This is a genomic window from Mesorhizobium sp. L103C131B0 (genome assembly GCF_000502275.1).
Lineage (GTDB): Bacteria > Pseudomonadota > Alphaproteobacteria > Rhizobiales > Rhizobiaceae > Mesorhizobium.
This window is the reverse complement of the sequence record NZ_AYXC01000033.1, coordinates 1-18,257: the sequence shown is the minus strand read 5'-3', so window position 1 is coordinate 18,257 and position 18,257 is coordinate 1. Positions and strand designations below refer to the sequence as shown.

At 58.1% G+C, this 18,257-nt stretch carries 12 protein-coding genes and 6 pseudogenes; 4 read left to right on the top strand and 14 right to left on the bottom strand.

Features of this window, described 5'->3' with window-relative positions; translation table 11 throughout:
* Positions 1-68: 68 nt before the first annotated feature.
* Positions 69-140, bottom strand: a pseudogene (locus X730_RS1000000169305) (helix-turn-helix domain-containing protein); the annotation flags it as partial.
* Here X730_RS1000000169305 and X730_RS01000000164935 point away from each other — a divergent pair.
* Positions 106-606 carry a phosphotransferase gene (locus tag X730_RS01000000164935; protein ID WP_348633136.1) on the top strand — a complete coding sequence of 167 codons (501 nt, stop codon included), beginning with the start codon at positions 106-108 and terminating at the stop codon, positions 604-606. The pseudogene X730_RS1000000169305 and the gene X730_RS01000000164935 overlap by 35 nt on opposite strands.
* A gap of 346 nt (positions 607-952) precedes the next feature.
* Here X730_RS01000000164935 and folD read toward each other — a convergent pair.
* The 9 genes and pseudogenes from folD to X730_RS136670 all read right to left on the bottom strand — a co-directional run bounded on the left by folD (position 953) and on the right by X730_RS136670 (position 10,431).
* Positions 953-1,845: pseudogene (gene folD, locus X730_RS01000000164930) on the bottom strand (bifunctional methylenetetrahydrofolate dehydrogenase/methenyltetrahydrofolate cyclohydrolase FolD).
* A 3-nt stretch (positions 1,846-1,848) separates the two neighbouring features.
* Positions 1,849-2,733 (bottom strand): formyltetrahydrofolate deformylase, encoded by an 885-nt coding sequence (gene purU, locus X730_RS136640; RefSeq protein WP_031197469.1) that lies wholly within the window; start codon positions 2,731-2,733, stop codon positions 1,849-1,851.
* A gap of 145 nt (positions 2,734-2,878) precedes the next feature.
* Positions 2,879-3,382: a sarcosine oxidase subunit gamma family protein gene (locus X730_RS136645; protein ID WP_023827645.1), complete on the bottom strand. Its 504-nt coding sequence runs from the start codon at positions 3,380-3,382 to the stop codon at positions 2,879-2,881.
* Positions 3,375-6,329 (bottom strand): sarcosine oxidase subunit alpha family protein, encoded by a 2,955-nt coding sequence (locus X730_RS136650; RefSeq protein WP_031197468.1) that lies wholly within the window; start codon positions 6,327-6,329, stop codon positions 3,375-3,377. Before X730_RS136650 ends, X730_RS136645 begins: the two co-directional genes overlap by 8 nt.
* The gene (locus X730_RS136655) at positions 6,326-6,592 is read right to left on the bottom strand and encodes a sarcosine oxidase subunit delta (protein ID WP_023827643.1); all 267 of its coding nucleotides are present in this window, start codon (positions 6,590-6,592) and stop codon (positions 6,326-6,328) included. The genes X730_RS136650 and X730_RS136655 overlap by 4 nt, the downstream gene beginning before the upstream one ends.
* 12 nt (positions 6,593-6,604) lie before the next feature.
* Entirely contained in the window at positions 6,605-7,861 is a 1,257-nt protein-coding gene (locus X730_RS136660; RefSeq protein ID WP_023827642.1) for a sarcosine oxidase subunit beta family protein, read from the bottom strand.
* Between the two features lie 9 nt (positions 7,862-7,870).
* A complete protein-coding gene (locus X730_RS136665; protein ID WP_023827641.1) occupies positions 7,871-9,019 on the bottom strand; it encodes a Xaa-Pro peptidase family protein in 1,149 nt (382 codons plus the stop codon).
* A 433-nt stretch (positions 9,020-9,452) separates the two neighbouring features.
* Positions 9,453-9,747, bottom strand: a pseudogene (locus tag X730_RS1000000166985) (transposase); the annotation flags it as partial.
* Between the two features lie 219 nt (positions 9,748-9,966).
* Positions 9,967-10,431 carry an Lrp/AsnC family transcriptional regulator gene (locus tag X730_RS136670; protein WP_023827640.1) on the bottom strand — a complete coding sequence of 155 codons (465 nt, stop codon included), beginning with the start codon at positions 10,429-10,431 and terminating at the stop codon, positions 9,967-9,969.
* Between the two features lie 362 nt (positions 10,432-10,793).
* Here X730_RS136670 and X730_RS136675 point away from each other — a divergent pair, with 362 nt between their 5' ends.
* On the top strand, positions 10,794-11,972 hold the full coding sequence (locus tag X730_RS136675) for an aminotransferase class V-fold PLP-dependent enzyme (protein WP_245261442.1): 1,179 nt from the start codon (positions 10,794-10,796) through the stop codon (positions 11,970-11,972).
* Positions 11,945-13,090 carry a M20 family metallopeptidase gene (locus X730_RS136680; RefSeq protein WP_031197466.1) on the top strand — a complete coding sequence of 382 codons (1,146 nt, stop codon included), beginning with the start codon at positions 11,945-11,947 and terminating at the stop codon, positions 13,088-13,090. Before X730_RS136675 ends, X730_RS136680 begins: the two co-directional genes overlap by 28 nt.
* A gap of 101 nt (positions 13,091-13,191) precedes the next feature.
* On the opposite strand, the pseudogene X730_RS136685 reads toward X730_RS136680, so the two are convergent.
* From X730_RS136685 to X730_RS136695, 3 genes and pseudogenes are all read right to left on the bottom strand, one after another.
* Positions 13,192-14,091 (bottom strand): annotated as a pseudogene (locus tag X730_RS136685) (IS3 family transposase); the annotation flags it as partial.
* Positions 14,092-15,453, bottom strand: coding sequence for an IS110 family transposase (locus X730_RS136690; RefSeq protein ID WP_031197465.1), 1,362 nt, complete (start codon positions 15,451-15,453; stop codon positions 14,092-14,094).
* Positions 15,454-15,684: 231 nt separating this feature from the next.
* Positions 15,685-15,939, bottom strand: a pseudogene (locus tag X730_RS136695) (transposase); the annotation flags it as partial.
* A gap of 627 nt (positions 15,940-16,566) precedes the next feature.
* Between X730_RS136695 and X730_RS136700 the strand changes: the two are divergent.
* On the top strand, positions 16,567-17,745 hold the full coding sequence (locus X730_RS136700; RefSeq protein ID WP_023827634.1) for a Xaa-Pro peptidase family protein: 1,179 nt from the start codon (positions 16,567-16,569) through the stop codon (positions 17,743-17,745).
* A gap of 316 nt (positions 17,746-18,061) precedes the next feature.
* On the opposite strand, the pseudogene X730_RS0134900 reads toward X730_RS136700, so the two are convergent.
* A pseudogene (locus X730_RS0134900) lies at positions 18,062-18,257 on the bottom strand (transposase); the annotation flags it as partial.

The following is an 18,257-nucleotide window of genomic DNA, read 5'->3' as shown; positions in this document are numbered from 1 at the left end:
ACGATAGCGGGGATGAGTATCCGCATATCGATGCCGCAACCATCTAAAATTGCGCATTCGCCGTTGCGCACCGGGTAGCGCTTGTAATTGCTGCTATCCTGCATGGTGATCAAGCCAGCGTCGAAAAGGCTGGACAGCATACGGCTCACACGACCGGCTGAGCGGCCGATCTCGAAGCCGAGGCGCTTTCCCCATTGGGCGGGACTTGTTGAGTACGCGCCACACCCCAAGCACCGACTGCTGGCTCAACGGGTCTTCAAGCTCTTCGAAGAAGTCGTGCTGCCGAGGCTGCCTAGCCTTGAAATGCAAGTGATCCACGGTGACTACGCTCCCAACAATGTCGTAGTGGATCCGCACAGCGATGTCTTCGTGGCGGCCATCCTTGACTTTGGTGACACTGTCCATAGCGCGATGATCTTTGACCCTGCCAATACGGTCGCGCACCTGATTGGCCGCTCTCAGGATCACCCTTGGCAGGATGCCTTTGCCTTTGTCGCCGGGTACGAAGCAGAGCCGGCCGATAAAGGAGTCAGAACTTCCACTTTTGCCAGTTGCGGCTCTCGCGCGGCTCACCATGCTCGCGTTGATCAGGTACTGGAAGGCTGAACGCGCACCTGACCAGAGCGAGGAGCTACTCGCTAGTGCCGAGTATTACTGGGCGAACCTAGAGCGGGCCATGGGCGTACCACTGGATGACGTGATCGCGCGATTCCGCTACCGCACCGGTGATCCTGGTACTTGAGCGCGCGATAGGAAGCAGGTGGCGCTCGAGGTGGACTACGCATGGCGCTTATTTCTCGTTTTTCCTACTCACCACCACTCTCAACGAACGGATGTTCGCCCAGCTCAAAGACTTCCGCCGCACCGCTACCCGATACGACAAGCTCGCAAGGTTCCTGGCTGGCGTCCATCTCGCCGTCGCCATAACTGGTGGCTCAATTGAGTCCGGATCCTAGGCTAGTCCAGTTGAGACACCGGAGTGGATTTGAGCAGCTTTCAGTGTGTTGGCCATCAGCATCGCGATCGTCATTGGGCCAACCCCGCCTGGGACGGGGGTAATGAACGCAGCAATTTTCTCAGCCTCTTTGAAAGCGACATCACCCACAAGACGCAACTTGCTTTCACCTGCCTCCGGGGCATGGATACGGTTGATGCCTACATCGATCACGGTGGCACCAAGTTTCAGCCAGCTGGCTATCATTTCGGGGCGACCGACAGCTACTACGAGAATATCCGCCTGGCGGCATATCAAAGGGAGATCCGTGGTGCGCGAATGAGCGACCGTGACTGTTGCATTGGCGTTCAGCAGTAGCTGTGCCATTGGTTTTCCGAACAAGTTTGGGGACCGCCCAATGACGACCGCATTTCGACCGGAAAGATCGTCGCCATAGACCCGCCTAACGAAGACCATTGTCCCTGCCGGGGTGCACGAGACCATGCCGGTTTTCAGGTCGCCAGTAGCTACCGACGTTGACGACGTGGAGGTCCACATCCTTCTCTGACCGGATCGACTGCACAATTGGTCCCGCGTCGAGATGCTTTGGCAATGGGAGTTGCACGAGAATTTCCATGAATGGATTCGACAGCATTAAGTGAGATGATAAGTGTTCAGAGTTCATCCTGTGTGGTTTCGCCCGGCAGAGTGTGCTGCACCGAGCGGAAGCCACAATAGTCGGCCATCTTGCCTGTCGCATTAACATAAACATGGCTCGCCGGGTCATCACCCACGACAATTACTGCGAGGCTAGGTTGGATGCCGCTTTTCGCTTGGAGCGAGATAGCGCCTGCCTTGACACTATCGATAATCGCTGCGGCGATGCGTTTACCATCTATGATAGAGGCCATGGCTCATCCCATCCTTTCCGACGCATAGGATCCTGGGCTCGGGGGAAAGACGACAACGCGGTTGCCGTTGATGAAACAGCGGTGATGGATATGCGCGTGGATAGCTCTGGCTAGCACTTGGCTCTCGACGTCGCGGCCGATCGAGACATAGTCCTCGGCGCTCTGCGCATGGGTGATGCGGGCGATATCCTGCTCGATGATCGGCCCCTCATCGAGATCGGCGGTGACGTAGTGCGCCGTCGCACCGATCAGCTTTACGCCGCGCTCATAGGCCTGCTTGTACGGGTTGGCTCCTTTGAAGCTCGGCAGGAAAGAATGGTGGATGTTGATGATCCGCCCCGACATCTTCTTGCAAAGCACATTAGAGAGCACCTGCATATAGCGAGCAAGCACGATCAGTTCCGCGCCGGTCTGCTCGGCGATCTCGATCAGTTCAGCTTCCGCCTTCGGCTTGTTTTCCTTCGTGACCTTGATGCAGTGGAAAGGAATACCATGGTTGACCACTATCTTCTGATACTCAAAATGATTTGAGACGACTCCGACGATCTCGATCGGTAGCGCGCCGATCTTCCAGCGATAGAGCAGATCGTTGAGACAGTGTCCAAAACGAGAAATCATCACCAGGACCTTCATTCGCCTGGAGACGTCGTGAATTCTCGCGTCCATCTTGAATTCGCAGGCGACAGCCCCAAAGCCGTCGATCAACGTGTGGTGGTCGACGCCCTCTTCTGACATAAAGGATACGCGCATGAAAAACTTGCCGGTATTTAAATCATCAAACTGAGCACTGTCTACTATATTGCAGCCTTTCCCTGCCAAATATCCAGAGATCGCAGCAACGATCCCGCGCCGCGATTCGCACGAGACCGTGAGTACATAGGTTTTCATTCAGAAGTCCGTTCCATCATCTGGCCCGCACAGCCGATTTGTGACAATTCACACGCTTTTTGATACTCGCGCGGGACTTCGAAAGGTCGCGGAACGGGCGGAGGACGGTCGAGGGGCCGCTGAACCCTTGCACCCGACTCGTCGATCAACCCTCGGCAACCCAGTCTGAAAGACTGCGTGCGAAACTTCGCGGCACGACGAGCTCGCACGTCGTCTCACCGGTGCGTAGCAAGAGCACAGGCACTTTGTGGAAGGACGTCTGCACTGCCCGACCAGGAGCCGCCGTTGGCGCATGCCAGTCGACGGCGAAACATCCGGAAAGAACCCGCGCAATGTTAGATCCCGCCATTTTCAGGCGCACACGACCTTCGTCAAGGGCGACCGAACAGCCGATGGCAGGGTCGATGGCAAGTGAAGGCGCCGCAGAGCCATCGTCGCCAAGCAGCCAGAGACGGCGAGGGGCAATGCGGATAACATGAAGGCCTTTGTGACGAACTGTCTCTCCCACGGAAGCTGGAAGCCTGATGCCCAGCAAAGCTGAGACGCTCGCCTCAAATTCCGCCAACGTGCTTTCCCATCCCTCGACCTGGGAAAGCGCGCAGTCGGCCGTTGACAGGCTGAAGTTATTAACTGGGGTGTGGCTATCCATGCTGCCGCTCTCCTTGCGGATCGAGAAATACTGGCGAGACGACGAGGGCGCGCACCATTTCGCCCTTGATCGGATAGACGACGACGACCTCGTTTCCTTCCGCCGCGACATCGCCCTCAAGCAAAGCCAAGGCGACATAGCATCCGAGGTCCGGACTGAAGGTTGCTGAGGTGACTCGCCCGCGGCCGTGGCCGGCGATCTTGTCGCCTGGTAGGAAAAGGATCGCGCCGCCGCGCAGCCGGCTGTCGGCCGCCGTGCATTTCAACCCGACTAGCCTTTGCCTGTCCTGCGCCAGAAGGTTGGGGCGGCGTCGGAGCACGTCACCGACAAAGCCGGAGCGCTTGCTCACCAGGCGGCCGAAGCCAATATCGTCAAGCGTGGTCCGTCCATCTATTTCCGGCCCTGCGGCATGACCCTTTTCGATGCGCAGCCCACCCAGCGCTTCGCGCCCGCAGGGCTTGAGCCCCAGCGGCGCGCCTACTTCGAGCAGGTGGGTCCACAGGGCCTCGCCGACACTTGAACCGACGTAAATTTCGTATTGGCGTTCGCCGGAAAAGCTCAACCTCAGGATTCGCAGGGCATGCCCATTCCATTCGCCTTCAAGCAGCCCCATGCGCGGCAGCGCCGGATCGGAAACGTCGAAATCAGGGAATGCAGCGCTAAGGATTGCACGGCTCTTTGGCCCAGCCACCGTCATTGCTGCCCATTCATCATTCACAGAGCTAATAGCGACACGCAATTCGGGCCATACCGTATCGAGTAGGAACTCAAGACGTGGCAGTACGTCGGCGGCCTTGCCGGTCGAAGCGGTCAGAAAGTACCGGTCTTGTGCCAGCCTCGTCGCGGTGCCATCATCGAATACAATGCCATCGTCACGCAGCATAAGGCCGTACCTGGCGCGGCCGACCGGCACGTTTGCAGCGCCATTGGCATAGACGCGGTCGAGGAAGATCGTCGCATCCGGACCCTGAACGTCGATCTTGCCGAAGGTAGAGATGTCGGCGAGTCCCGCAGCTTGGCGAATATGCCGCATTTCCGCCACATAGGCTTCGTCGACGTTGCGCCCGGACTGGTGATAGAAGTTGGGCCGCATCCAGAGCCCGTTCTCCAGCATTTCGCCACCATTCCTAACATGCCAATCGTGCATCGGCGTGCGGCGTATTGGCTTGAAATGATGCCCGATAGCACGACCGGCGAGCGCTCCGATGGCAACCGGGGTGTAAGGCGGGCGGAAGGTCGTGATCCCGGTTTCCGCAATTGTTGTGCTGCGCAGCGCTGCCATTGCTGAAAGTGCTGGAAAATTGCTGGTCTTGCCCTGGTCGGTGCCCATGCCGAGCGTGGTGTAGCGCTTTAGGTGCTCGACTGATTCATAGCCCTCCCGATGTGCGAGCTCGATGTCCTTTGTCGTTACGTCCATCTGAAAATCAACGAACGCCTTCCCACGCGCGACGAGAGGGGGTTGGCGCACCGGTTCCGTTGCTGTTTCCCCGAGATCGAGTTTCGAAACTGCGGGCACCGATTCCCGCTTTCCGCAGTATGACGCCGCATCCACGCCTGCGGTGTGACCGCCTTCAATCGCTTGGGCAGTCGAACAGCCTCCCATCATCGAGCCGGTCCCGAAATGGCCTGTTGGAAAGGCACCGGGAACAAAGGCGTCTATGTCATCTCGATATCGGGGTTTGATCCCCAAATGCGAAGTGAGGTGCACAGTTGGCGACCAGTCAGCCGACATGCACACGAGATCGCAGGCGACGTGGGAAAGGCCGTCCGGTCCGGCAAGCTTCACGCCCGTCACAGCCCGAGCACCGCTAACGTCCACGATGCGTGTCGCGGCAAGGACTGTGACATTGAGTCGTGCCGCCGACGCCACAAGTGCGGCTGGCAAGGAGGTGCGCAGATCGGCAACCGTTACCTTGGCGCCAGCATTGGCCAGATCGAACGCGGTGCGCCAGGCGCTGTCATTGTTAGTGGCGACGATGACCTTCTTGCCGGGCAGAACGCCGAATCGGTTAAGGTAAGCGCGAGCGGCAGACGCAAGCATCACGCCCGGCCTGTCATTGTTCGCAAACACCAATGGCCGTTCAATGGCGCCCGCAGCAAAGACGATCGAACGGGCGCGAAGCATAGTCAAGGTCTGTTTACTTTCTCCAGTGGGCCGGGGACCGGTGGCGCCATGTCGCCCGACCAACCCTATGACGTTCCCGTCATAGGTTCCAAAGGCGGTCGTCGACTTCATGAACGTGAGCCTTTCGGACCTCTCTAGTTCGGCTTCGGTCTGCCTCAGCCAAGAGGCAGCCGCGCTGTCGAGCGGCTCAGTCAGCAGGTGGCCGCCGAGCAGGAAGTCCTGCTCGACAATCGCGACACGGGCGCCCGCAGCTGCAGCGGCTCGCGCCGCCGACAGCCCCGCCGGCCCGCCGCCGACGATTGCGACGTCCGCAAACGCATGTTGAACCTGGTAGCGATCTGGGTCCCGGTCTGTACTGGCCTTGCCGAAGCCGGCCGACTTGCGAATGAAGTGTTCGTAAAACATCCAGGCCCGGCGGCTCGGACCCATGAAGGTCTTATAATAGAAGCCGGCCGACAGAAACGGCGAAAAGAGACCATTTATACTTTGCACATCCAAAGCGAGCGACGGCCAACGGTTCTGGCTCTCTACGACCATGCCGTCCTCTAGCTCCAGCGTCGTCGCCGGTAGGTTAGGCTCACGCCTTCCTCCGGTTCCGAGAGTCACCAGCGCATTCGGTTCCTCAGGTCCTGCGGAAAAAATCCCGCGCGGTCGATGGTATTTGAAGCTGCGTCCGACTAGTGCGACGTTGTTGGCGAGCAACGCTGATGCAAGTGTGTCACCGCGATATCCAACAAGCTTGCGGCCGTCGAAGGTGAAAGTGACCGGATGCTCGCGGCTTACGCGACCCCCTGCCGACAACCGTCTCGGATTAGAACTCATGCTAACGATTTCCTGGCGAAGTTCACAGATGCGATGATGTGGTTTCGAGTGTCGCGTTCGACCACCAGCCATTCTCGGCAACCGGCCACGTGCTGCCAGAATTCCCGGTGCTGGCCCGCCGGATTGGGCCTGACAAAGACATAGCGGTACCAAGCATCTGGATCGGGATCATTGTAGGCCGGACGCCTGACCGAAGCGTCACCGCCATAGCGGAACTCGTCATGATCGCGCAGACCGCAGCACGGGCATTCAATGCGCAGCATTTCAATGGCCTCCTAATGCAACCAAGCGAACGGGCCGATTCCGGCCTCGTCGATGGTTCGCCCGGCGCGAAACCGGTCCAAGCTGTACGGGGCGACGAGCGGATGCGGCTTGCCATTCGCAATAGTATGCGCAAAGCACCACCCGGAAGCAGGCGTCGCTTTAAACCCGCCATAGCACCAACCGCCGTTGAGATAGAGGCCCTCGATGGCCGTCGGGCAGATGATCGGGCTGGCGTCGGGCGTCATGTCCATAACGCCGCCCCAGTGGCGCACTATGCGAAGACGCGAGACGCACGGCATCAGAGCGATTGCCGCCTCCATCGTTTCGCGGATGACGCCGAGATTGCCGCGCTGGGCATAGGAGTTGTAGCCGTCGATATCACCGCCCAAGACCAGCCCGCCTTTGTCCGACTGGCTAAGGTAGTAATGACCGGCGCCGTAGGCGACGACATGGTCCACAAGTGGTTTCAGAGGTTCGGTAACGAACGCCTGCAGCACATGGCTTTCAATTGGTAGCTGCAGGCCGGCCTTGGCTCCTAGCACGGAAGTGTGACCCGCGACCGCAAGACCGACCTTGCCGGCGCCGATCCGGCCTTTTGTCGTTTCGACGCCGACGATCCGTTCGCCGTCGCGAATGAAGCCCATCACCTCGCAGTTCTGGATGATGTCTACGCCATGGCCATCGGCCGCGCGCGCATAGCCCCAGGCGACAGCGTCGTGCCGCGCCGTGCCTGCGCGGCCCTGGAAGATGGCGCCGTAAATTGGAAAGCGCGCCGTATCGGAATAATCGAGATAGGGCAACATCCGCTGAACTTCGTCACGGTCGAGGATATCGGAGTCGATGCCGTTCAGCCGCATGACATTGGCGCGGTGGCTGAAGGCACCGAGTTGGTCGGCCGAATGCGCCGTGACAAGCTGGCCGCGCTGCGAGAACATGACGTTGAAATTCAACGCTTGCGACATGCCCTCCCAGAGCTTCATCGAAAATTCGTAGAATTGGGTGTTGCCGTCGAGCAGATAGTTGGAACGGATGACGGTGGTGTTGCGGCCGACATTGCCACCGCCGATATAGCCTTTTTCGAGCACAGCGACGTTACGGATGCCGTGGTTCTCGGCGAGGTAGAAAGCGGTGGCGAGGCCGTGTCCGCCACCGCCGATGATGATCACGTCGTAGGACCGTTTGGGCTCCGCAGCCCGCCAGGCGCGCTGCCAGTTCTTCTGGCCCGACAACGCGTTGCGGAAAATAGAAAATGCCGAATAGCGCGCCATGATGCGTTCCTAGCGTACGATGGGGTCGGTCGGCGTGCGGGTGAGCAATTCCGCGCCGTTATCACCCAAGAGCACCGTGTTGGAAACGAAGTCGTCTCCCCGCCCGGTCCCCATCAGCCACGAGAGCACATGAAAGCTCATGCCAGTCTCGATGACTATATCGGAATCGGGTCTGAGCCCGATCACCGAATTGCCGCCGGTCCATGACGGAGGCTGACCGATCCCAATCATATACCCACAGTGGTGCCGGTAGTAATGAGACAGGCCGGCGTCGTCGACGACAGCTCGCCAGGCCGCGAAAACCTCCCGCGCTATTGCACCGGGACGCAACGCATTCAATGCGGCATCGAATGCGGCGGCGTTCACCACCGCCATCGCTACGTCCTCGTCCTTGATGTCGCCAATGTGAACGAGCCGACCGAGCGGCGCATGGTAGCGCGAGACACAGCCGGATAGCTCAATGAGGACGGGTTCACCTTTCCGATAAACGCCATCACCCCAGGTCGCGTGCGTTTCGCGCAGACGCGCGCCTGGACGGATGAAAGGTCCAAAGCCCGGAACATGGCCTCCGGCGCGTATCATCGCTGACATGCACTCGGCAGCGACCTCCTGTTCGGAGGCGCCGTCCGAGATCGCCGCAATCGCGGCTCCAGCGGCGGCGTCCGTCACCTTGGCGGCCCGCCGCATCAAGGCTTGCTCCTCGGCGCTTTTCACTCGCCGCATCTTGTCGACCAGACCGGAAACGTCGCTCCATTTTGCGTCAGTCTGCGACTGCAGCGTTACCGCAAGCCCGTGGCTCAGACCTGCCGTCCAGTATTCAAGGCCGATCTGCTTACTGGACAACCCCATCTCAGCCAGCACCAGCGCGGCAACGTCAGCGGCCGTCTCGCTATCTGAGTGGCTACGGAACGTCGCTGCCTTCACCCGGCTCTCGATCGTCCATCTTTCATTGGCACGGGTGACCAGAACAGGTTGACCTTCCTGCGCGACGACAAGCAAATGTGGAGTAAAGTATCCCCAGTGGTCTAGACCCGTGAGATAAAAGACGTTTTCCGGAGAGGCGAAGACCGCCGCGTCCAGATTGCGCTCAGAAAGCAGCGCGCGGAGGCTGGCAAGGCGCCCTTGGATTTCTGCTTCGGAAAAGGGGTTACGGTCCATCAGGTCCTCGTGCTTGCAGCCGGCTGGTTGCGGGCATAGTCTTTGGTCGGCCGCGATTTCGTGCGCACCATCATCAGTTGATAAGCGCGCCACGCCACAGGAGCGTTCGCCGCCATTGTCCCTGCGGCACCCTCCGAGACGCTGTTGACACTGACCATTTTCTATTCTCAGCAACAGCTATCCGCATCAGGTATGGGGACCGGATGCCGTGTGTCCGCTTCGTCAAAGTACCAGCGTCAAAGGCCGCTATGCGCGAAATCTTTGCCCTTCCACGCAGGAAACCGTCGTTTTCCTATTGGATTTCGCACGTAGGCAATAGCCGCCGGGAATTGGTAGCGAGCAGCGTCCTCGCTATCCCCGATCGGGTCGCTCACCATTTGCTGACAACTCGGGAACCGTTCACCCGCCTGGCCGGGTCTAGAGCGGCGGACTTTCATGTGAGTCCATACCCTGCGGCTGCGAAGTAGTTTCTGCATTCTGTTGGCGAGAAGAGGTTGGAGATATCACACTGGCCTGCCACAGGGCGTCGATGGTTCTGATGGCCTTTGCGCGCAGGTGCGCCTTGAGCTTAGTGAAAGCCATTTCGATGGGATTGAGATCTGGGCTGCAGGCGGCAGGAAGAGCAGCCATGCGCCTCTGGCCCGGATCGCTGTCTCGGCGGCCGGACTCTTGTGGGCAGCGAGGTTGTCGAGGATGACGACATCGCCCTTTGCCAGCGTCGGAGCGAGCTGCGTTTCGACGTAGGTTTCGAAGATACGCCGGTGGACAAGTTCAATGTGTGGGGTGTGCTATGCGTCCGCGGTAAGCGCAATCGTCATCCGGCGGTCCTGAAAAGCGCCGCGAGAAGGTCCGACGAGCCCTGCCTGCGCGCGAGATCCATTGAGCGCAACGCGAGAAACATAAATGCAACTTTCCAACTGCCGTGTACTGATGGGCGCTCCGTGCCGCTATTCATCAATTGGCAAAGCCAAGGTAGCTTTGATTCTATCCATCACGACCATCGTCTTAAATCCTTTTATATCCGGATGCTCATAAAAAAACCGGCGAGTAAATGCCTCGTACTCGACCATGTCACGCACAGAAATCGCCAGAACGAAATCTGCTTCACCTGTCACATAGTATGCGCTCATGATCTCAGGCGTGCGCCGGATTGCTTGCTTGAAACGGTCAATGATATCTGCTCGATCGCGCTCGAGACCAATGAAAGTCAGCATCATCATTGGCCGACCAACGGCGGCTGGGGAGACGATCGCAACATCAGCCTCGATCACACCTTCGTCTCGAAGGCGCTTCAACCGCCGCTGACAAGCGGTCGCCGAGAGCCCCGCAAGTTCGCCCAATTCCTCAGTCGTAAGACGATTGTTGCGCTGCACGGCGATGAGAAGTTTGCGATCAATTCTATCGAGGTCCATCGTCCATCTCTGCAGAAATTGCGAATTTGCGCAGGAAAACTGCGCTCAAGAGCGAGTATTAGCCCGACTTCCGCAATGATCAAGGCCTAAAATGGCCACTTCAGCAAACTGCCTAGAGCAGGAGCCTCAAGCGTTCTATTTTCCTTCTCCGGAGTCGGCCTATGCAACGCGACCGAAGAGGCGGCTCCCTGGAACCGCATAATTCCTCGCCAATGAACATTGCATTTCGCCATTGTCCGGCGAGCGCAAGTAGTACGCAGATTTTTACCCGTTAGCCGTACAAGTGGGCCGCCATGCAAACTAATTCTCTTCGTTTGAACCTCCTCCGGGAGGAATTCCCTGCCACGAAAAACGTGATCTATATGGATGTAGCAAACCAAGGACTCATCTCGAATGCAACAGTGGCTTCTATTGAGCCGCATTTGAATAATCGGCTACATGGTAGAAATGATGAAGGAAGCATGTTGAAACATGTAGAGCATACCCGGGCGAGATTCGCGCAACTGATCGGTGCTGAAAAGAATGAAATTTCAGTTACAAAGAACGCATCGGAAGGCATTAACATAATTGCCAATGCGATCGAGTGGAGGCCCGGGGACAATGTGATCCTGTGCCCCAAGTTAGAGCACGCTAATAACATCTTGCCCTGGCTTCAGGTCAGGAACCGCCACAACGTGGAATTGCGAGTCGTAGAGCCGGACAGTGGTTCAATGCCGACTGAAGCCATTGTAAAAGCAATCGACTCTCGTACCCGCATTGTCGCACTCGCGACCGTTACGATGGTCCCCGGATTTCGAACCGAGCTGGCACCCATTGCGGAAACCTGCAAGCGTGTTGGCGCCTTTCTTTTGGTAGACGGAACACAGTCGGTCGGAATACTCCACACCGACGTGACCCGGCTAGGCGTGGACGGGTTGGCGGTTTCGACTGTCAAGGGATTGATGGGGCTTTATGGATCGGGATTTTTGTATTGCCGTCAGGAATGGGCCGATCGGTTGAACCCAGCCTACCTGGCTCGTTTCAGTGTCGATCTCGGTAACGCGCCGGAATCGGCACCGATTCCCAGTTCTGTAAAATTGCGTGACGGCGCCCCTCGTTTTGATATTGGCCACTACAACTTTCCAGGAATGCTGGCCGCTTACGTATCGATGGGGCAATTACTTGAAGCTGGAACCAAGGAGATTGAGCAGAGCGTTACGTCACTGGCAAAGCGGCTGGCTGTTGGTCTTCTGGATCTGGGGCTACCCGTCTGTGGTGGTGCTCCTGGGAGCCACACTGGAAGCATTGTGGCGGTCGGCGATATGGCTGCGCTCGCAGGGGCGCGCGAGGTCGACAGACGAATTCAATCCCTTCACGATCACTTGCTGAAAAACCAGGTCATCGTCTCGATACGTAGAGGCATGCTGCGCTTTTCACTGCATCTATACAATACCGCGGACGAAATCGATCGCGTTGTCGATTTGGCCAAGGTGAATAGCCGCGAGCACAAGTCGCACAGCAAACAGGAGAGTGCATGCCATCCGTCGCCACAGAAACTGTAGCGCTCCTTCAGGAACTCGTAAAAATCGAGAGCGTCAATCCATCATTGTCCCCAAAGGGAAGTGGCGAGAAGGAGGTAGCCAAGTTCCTTGAGGGTTTTTGTAGAGAGCGAACCCTGCCATACGAATTTCAGGAGGTGACAGACGGACGCTCGAACTTTCTGACCTGGGTTCCGGGTGAGAATCCCGACAAGCGCATTCTTTTCATCGCTCATATGGACACTGTGCCTATTGATAAGTGGGAGTCAGATCCGTTCTCTGGCGAGCAAAAGGAGGGGCGGGTGTATGGCCGAGGCAGTTGCGACACAAAGGGTTCGCTTGCAGCGATGCTGATGGCGCTTGTCTCCCTTGGAGAACGTCGACCCAAGTCCACAGTCGTTGTCGCCGCGAGCATTGACGAAGAATTTCGCAAGATTGGGGCTCGTGCAATTGCTCAGTCAGGCCTGACCTATGATGCCGCAGTGGTCGGCGAACCAACTGACTTAGAACTTGTTGTCGCTCACAAGGGTTCGGTCCGCTGGCAGGTTGAAGTGGAGGGCGTGCCCGCCCATACTTCGAAGCCCCATCTCGGAGTCAATGCGATCACGGGGATGGCTAAGATCGTCCTAGCCCTTGACGAACTCAATCACGCTTTGGCTTTACGTGCGCACCCATTGGTCGGCTCCCCAACTCTCACTGTCAGTCTTATCGAGGGAGGTATAGAACTAACCACTGTACCGCCCGTTTGCCGGATTTGGATTGACCGCCGCCTTATACCGGGAGAGCAGCCGCAGCAAGCCATACAGGAGGTGGAGAACGTATTAGAATCTTTCCGCGAAGGCGGAGATAAGTTCAAGGTTCGCTCTTTGCTACCCGCGTTGGAAGATCCAGCTCCAGACAGTGCCGAGTCGAGCAAGATTGCGGCAGTGGCAGCAACGGCCTGTGCTGATATAGCGCGAACTGGGAAATATATAGGGGTGCCCTACGGCACGGATGCAAGTCAGCTATCTTTGGTCGGAATACCTTGTGTCGTGATTGGCCCCGGAAGTATTAATCAAGCCCATACGAACGACGAGTTCGTGGAAATAGAGCAGTTGAACAAAGCGGTCGAAATATACCAGAAAATCATGCTAAATTATTAGGTCAAGCTCGGAACGGTGACGAGGCTCCTACGTCCACGGTGCAGCGGGCGTCCACCCGCGGTATCGCCGTATGGCCTGCTGCCGGTTCCGTGGACAGGCACTTAAGCTAACATCGCTATTTCCTCGAACTCAACTGGGCTGAGATAACCCAGCGTCGAGTGGCGCCGCTTGGGATTGTAGAAGCGCTCGATGTAGTCGAACACGTCCGCCCTGGCTGCGTCCCTCGTCCTGTAGACCTTGCGGGCCGTCCTCTCGGTTTTGAGCGACGAGAAGAAGCTCTCCATCGCCGCATTGTCCCAGACGTTGCCGGACCTGCTCATCGAGCAGGTGATGCCATGGTCGGCCATCAGCCGCTGGAACTGCTCGCTCGTATATTGGCTGCCCTGATCAGAATGGTGCAGCAGACTGTCGGGCTTGCCTCTCCTCCAGATCGCCATGATGAGGGCGTCGGTGACGAGTTGGGCTGTCATCTCGGCCTTCATCGACCAGCCGACGACGCGGCGCGAGAACAGGTCGACTACTGCGGCAACGTAGAGCCAGCCTTGCGCGGTCCAGATGTAGGTGAAGTCGGCCACCCACTTCTGGTTCGGCGCCGATGACTCGAAGGCGCGGTCGAGGATGTTCTGCGATACTGACGCGACCAGCCGCTCCCCAGCATCCTTCGGCAGGCCACGTCGGCGTGGCCGGGCTCGCAGGCCGTTCTCCCGCATCAGCCGTTCGATGCGATGCAGGCCGCAAGAGAGCCCCTCCGCCAGGACATCGTGCCAGACCCGGCGTGTGCCGTAGGTGCGGTCGCTGCTCTTCAAGCTTCGGTCTATCTCGACAAGAAGAGCCTCGTCATACCGGGACCGGGCGCTGGGGTTTCGGTCGAGCCAGGCATGGAAGCCGGAACGGGACACATCCAGTGCACTGCACAGCCATGCCACCGGCCAGATGCTCCGGTGTTTCGCGATGAAAGCGAACCTCATGTCACTTCCCTCGCGAAGTAGGCTGCGGCCTTCCTAAGAAACACAGTCTCCAGCAGTCATAGGTGCCAGTTCGTAGCCCATAGACCGTGCCCGCCGCTGGAGGTTGGCTATGACGCGGCCACGATGCCGTTCGTCGTAGGCAGCAGCACCTGGGTCCCGGTAGACCATTCCAAAACGCAGTGCATTGTAGAAGAGGACTGCAATCTTTCGCGCCGTCGCTGTCACTGCTTTCTGCTTGCCGATACGCCCGGCCAACCGCCGGTAAAACGCACCGAGGGCCGTGTCACTTCGCCCGATCGTGGTGGCGGCCAACCGCAACAATGCTGCCGCTCGACTGGACGAGCGACGGGTTCGGGATGACAGCACCTTGCCGCCAGAGATCTTATTGCCGGGCGCAAGGCAGAGCCACGATGTGAAGTGCTTGGCAGTGGGCCATGCCCGGAGATCCGTTCCGCACTCGCCGATGAGCTTGAGCGCGAGCGAGGAGCCGAGGCCGTGAATCTGGGTCAAATCTGTCCGGGTTAGGCCGTAGAGCGCAGCTCGCACATCGAAGGACGGTGCATTCGTCTGTTTGGTCTTCGTCCGGACCTTTGGTAGCGGCGGGAGCGGCGCTTCAGGGTCGACGGTCATGGAAGCAATCGACGCTTCAAGCTTGCGGTCGCATTCGAGCATCTTCACCTGGTAGAAGTCGTAAAGCTCCAGTGACTGGGAAAGAGCAAACACATGCTCATCACGTTCGTTGCCGATCAGGGATGCTTTGATTGTTTCGGCAGACGAGTGGCAGCGAACATCACGCAAGGATGCCAGAACGTCGGGATCGCGCTCGCCGGAGACGATCGCACGGATAATCTTCATGCCCGTCGCGCCCGTGATGTCAGAGACGACATGGTGGAGCTGTAGGTTCATCTCCATCAGAGCCTTCTGCATGTGCTGGATATGGGCTGCCGCATACTCGACCAGCCGTTCTCGCTGGCGCAGATAAGCACGCAGAGTTGCGATCTGTGCGTTGGGCCGAAAGCTCCCGCGCAGCAGGCCATAGGAATGTAACTGGCGAAGCCACGCCGCATCGCTAACGTCGGTCTTCCGGCCCGGGACGTTCTTTGCATAACGCGCGTTGACCAGGATCACCTCGAAGCCGTGCTGCTCGAGGATCTCGAAGGCCGGTATCCAGTAAACGCCGGTCGACTCCATCGCCACGCTCGTGACACCGCAGGATCTGAACCAGGAAGCCAGATCATGCAAGTCGTGGGTGAAGGTGCCGAATGAGCGGATCGGCATATCGGCACAATCCGGATTTACCGCAGCCATATGCATCGTGGACCCGATGTCGATGGCCGCTGCTCCAGGGTTCATGCGGGTGAGGTTCTGCGGCATGGATGCACTTGTCTTTGACATGGCTTCTCCTCCTGTGGATCGGGAGGGGCTGGGCCGAGCAAGTTCGTCATTTTCCTAACCGGGATCACCGCCGAGGCGGCGTCACCACTCTCAAGTCCGCAACAACCCATGTGCCACGTTTTTTAACGGGGGTCGATCGCCTCCAATAAGCAGTCGGCAACTCCCCTCCGGCGGCTAGCGTAGCACAGCCTGTTTCTACCGCGCACAGGCGGACCGAGGCCCGTGATCGTTTTTTAGGATGTCGCGCTCCGCCTTCAGCTTCGCCACTTCGCGTCGCAGCTTGTCGATCTCGAGCTGCTCCGGCTTCATTTGGCCGTGGCCGGGAAACGCATGCTGCGGATCGGCCGACAGATCACGTATCCATTTGCGCAGCACATTCTCGTGCAGGTCCAGATCCCGAGCCGCCTGCGCGACCGCAACACCCCGTTCCTTCACCAGCCTCACAGCCTCAAGCTTGAACTCGCGGCTGAACTTTCTTCTCTCCATGGGAAAACTCCGGTTCCATCTTCAACACCTTAACTCGGTGTCCATGGAACCGGCAGCAGGCCAGACCTTCGAGTCTCTCGGCCTCCCTCGCCTCCTTGTCTATGCCCAAGCTTAATCCGATCGAACCGCCGTGGTACGGACCCGTATGCCCGGTGGTGTGGGAGGGGCGGCGTCGCGAGGCGTCCCCCTATCCCGATCAAACGCACCCGGGCCGACTGATTCTACGATTGCTGGCTGCTTGAGCCAACCGGCAACATCCCCCAGGCCGAAGCCGAGGAGCGCTACTGCGCCATGTTGCAAGAGCCGGCGTGGCAGCGTGCCGCAAGCAAATGGCCTCCCAATCCGGAGGCGGCTACCATTGCACATTAGGCAACCCTCCACGGCGGCTTTCATGGCGAGGCTTCACCGGGCGAAGTGGCTGGCAAGGATCAAAGAAGTCGATGCAGCCGACTCGAGTGGACATATTGTGCACATGATGCCCAAAAACGCTGGTTTCCTGCAGGCCGAACGGATACTTCGCACTATCCAACTTTTAGGACCTTGCTACCTTTTCGGGACATGTAGATCGAGCACAGGGGAATGCCGCCTCCGCCGGCATATGAGCTCGATGGACCAAGGATGGACTAGATGAAAATTTCAGGCATCGACAACGCCGTTATCGAAAAAGATCTTGCATTTCCGGTCTCGGAGTTTGAACGACGCCTTAAAGCTGTTCGCCAGGAGATTGCGAATAGAGGATTGGACCTGCTGATTGTCAGTATCCCCGAAAACATATATTACCTTAGCGGGTATCACACACTAGGCTATCCGGCTATCCAATTCTTGCTAGTGCCAAGCAACGGTGACCTGCATATTGTAACGCGCGCCATCGAGCAGACTAACGTTAAAGCATATTCGTGGCTCACTAGTAGCTCCAGTTACATGGACCACGAATCGCCAATCGAGGTCCTCGTGGCAACGATTGGAAACATGGGTTATGCCAACTCCATCATTGGCATCGAGAAAACTGGCTGGTTCTTGACAATCGCCCACTATGAAAAGATCCGAGAAGGACTTCAGAGCGCGAGAGTCCAGGACGGATCGATGATCGTCGAAAGTGCACGAGTGGTGAAGTCGGACCTGGAAATTGAATATATTCGTCAGGCTGCCCGGATCGTTGAAGCGGGTATGGAGGCTGGCATAAACCAGATCCACGTCGGCGCAAGCGAGAATGATATCGCTGCCGAAATTCAGCGCGTCGTGACAAGCATCGGAAGCGAATATCCGGGTTATCCGCCGTTTGTTGCGTCAGGCGTTCGTACCAGTTACGCCCATGCAACCTGGGCTGGCCGGAAAATTCAAGAAGGCGACCCGATTTTGTTGGAACCATCGGGTACTGTCCGTCGCTACAGTGCGGCCCTCATGCGCACTATTGTCGTCAAACCGGCTAGCCGCGAATTACAGCGCATGGAGGATGTGTCCCGCAAAGCGCTAGAGAACATGCTCGAGGCCATCCGGCCTGGGCGCCCCTTGGAGGAAGTTTGGAAGGTTTGGTCGAACACTGTCACGGACGGCGGCTATGAGGGGCGATTCAAGAGAACGGGCTACTCGATCGGAGTATGCTTTCCGCCGGATTGGGGCGAGGGTCATATCCTTTCCTTTAAGCGCGGAGAAACCCGAGAGCTGCTTCCAAATATGACCTTTCACATTCCTTCTCTGGTCAAGGTGTTCGGATTTGCCGACGTAGGGATAAGTGAAACGATCCGGGTGACTGAAGCGGGATGTGAAATACTTACGAAATTCAAGCGGGAACTTCACATTCGATGATCGGCAGTGGGAATGATCCATTAGTCTTTTAATGACGGGGAGCGGAGACCGTCCTAATAACAAGTCGAAGGCTGGCCTAACCTTGCTCTCCACAGCAAGGTCCGCCTTGGGCGGACGATCGAGGCTTCCTGCACGCCGCCATGGAGGATCGGGCACAGGCCTAGAGCATAATCTGACCTGATGGAATCGCGAGGGATTCCCATCGGGGAGAATATCTGATTCATCATGTCGGCTGGGTATGGAGGCCAGCAGGCATGGTTAGAGCCATATCGGAGGATTTGCGTTCGCGAGTGATCGCAGCGGTTGAGAGTGGCCTGTCGTAGGCCTTGTCCGCAAGAAGGGCTTGCGGGTCGACTTGGTCGAGCAACGGCTCAGCCTGGCCAAGATCGGAGGCTTGGCCAGGGGTCAGAGAGAAGCCGACGGGGTTGCCCAATGCGCCGACCATGGCGTGGATCTTGGTGGTCAGTCCGCCTCGGGAGCGTCTGATGGCTTGGTCTTCGCCCGCTTTTTTT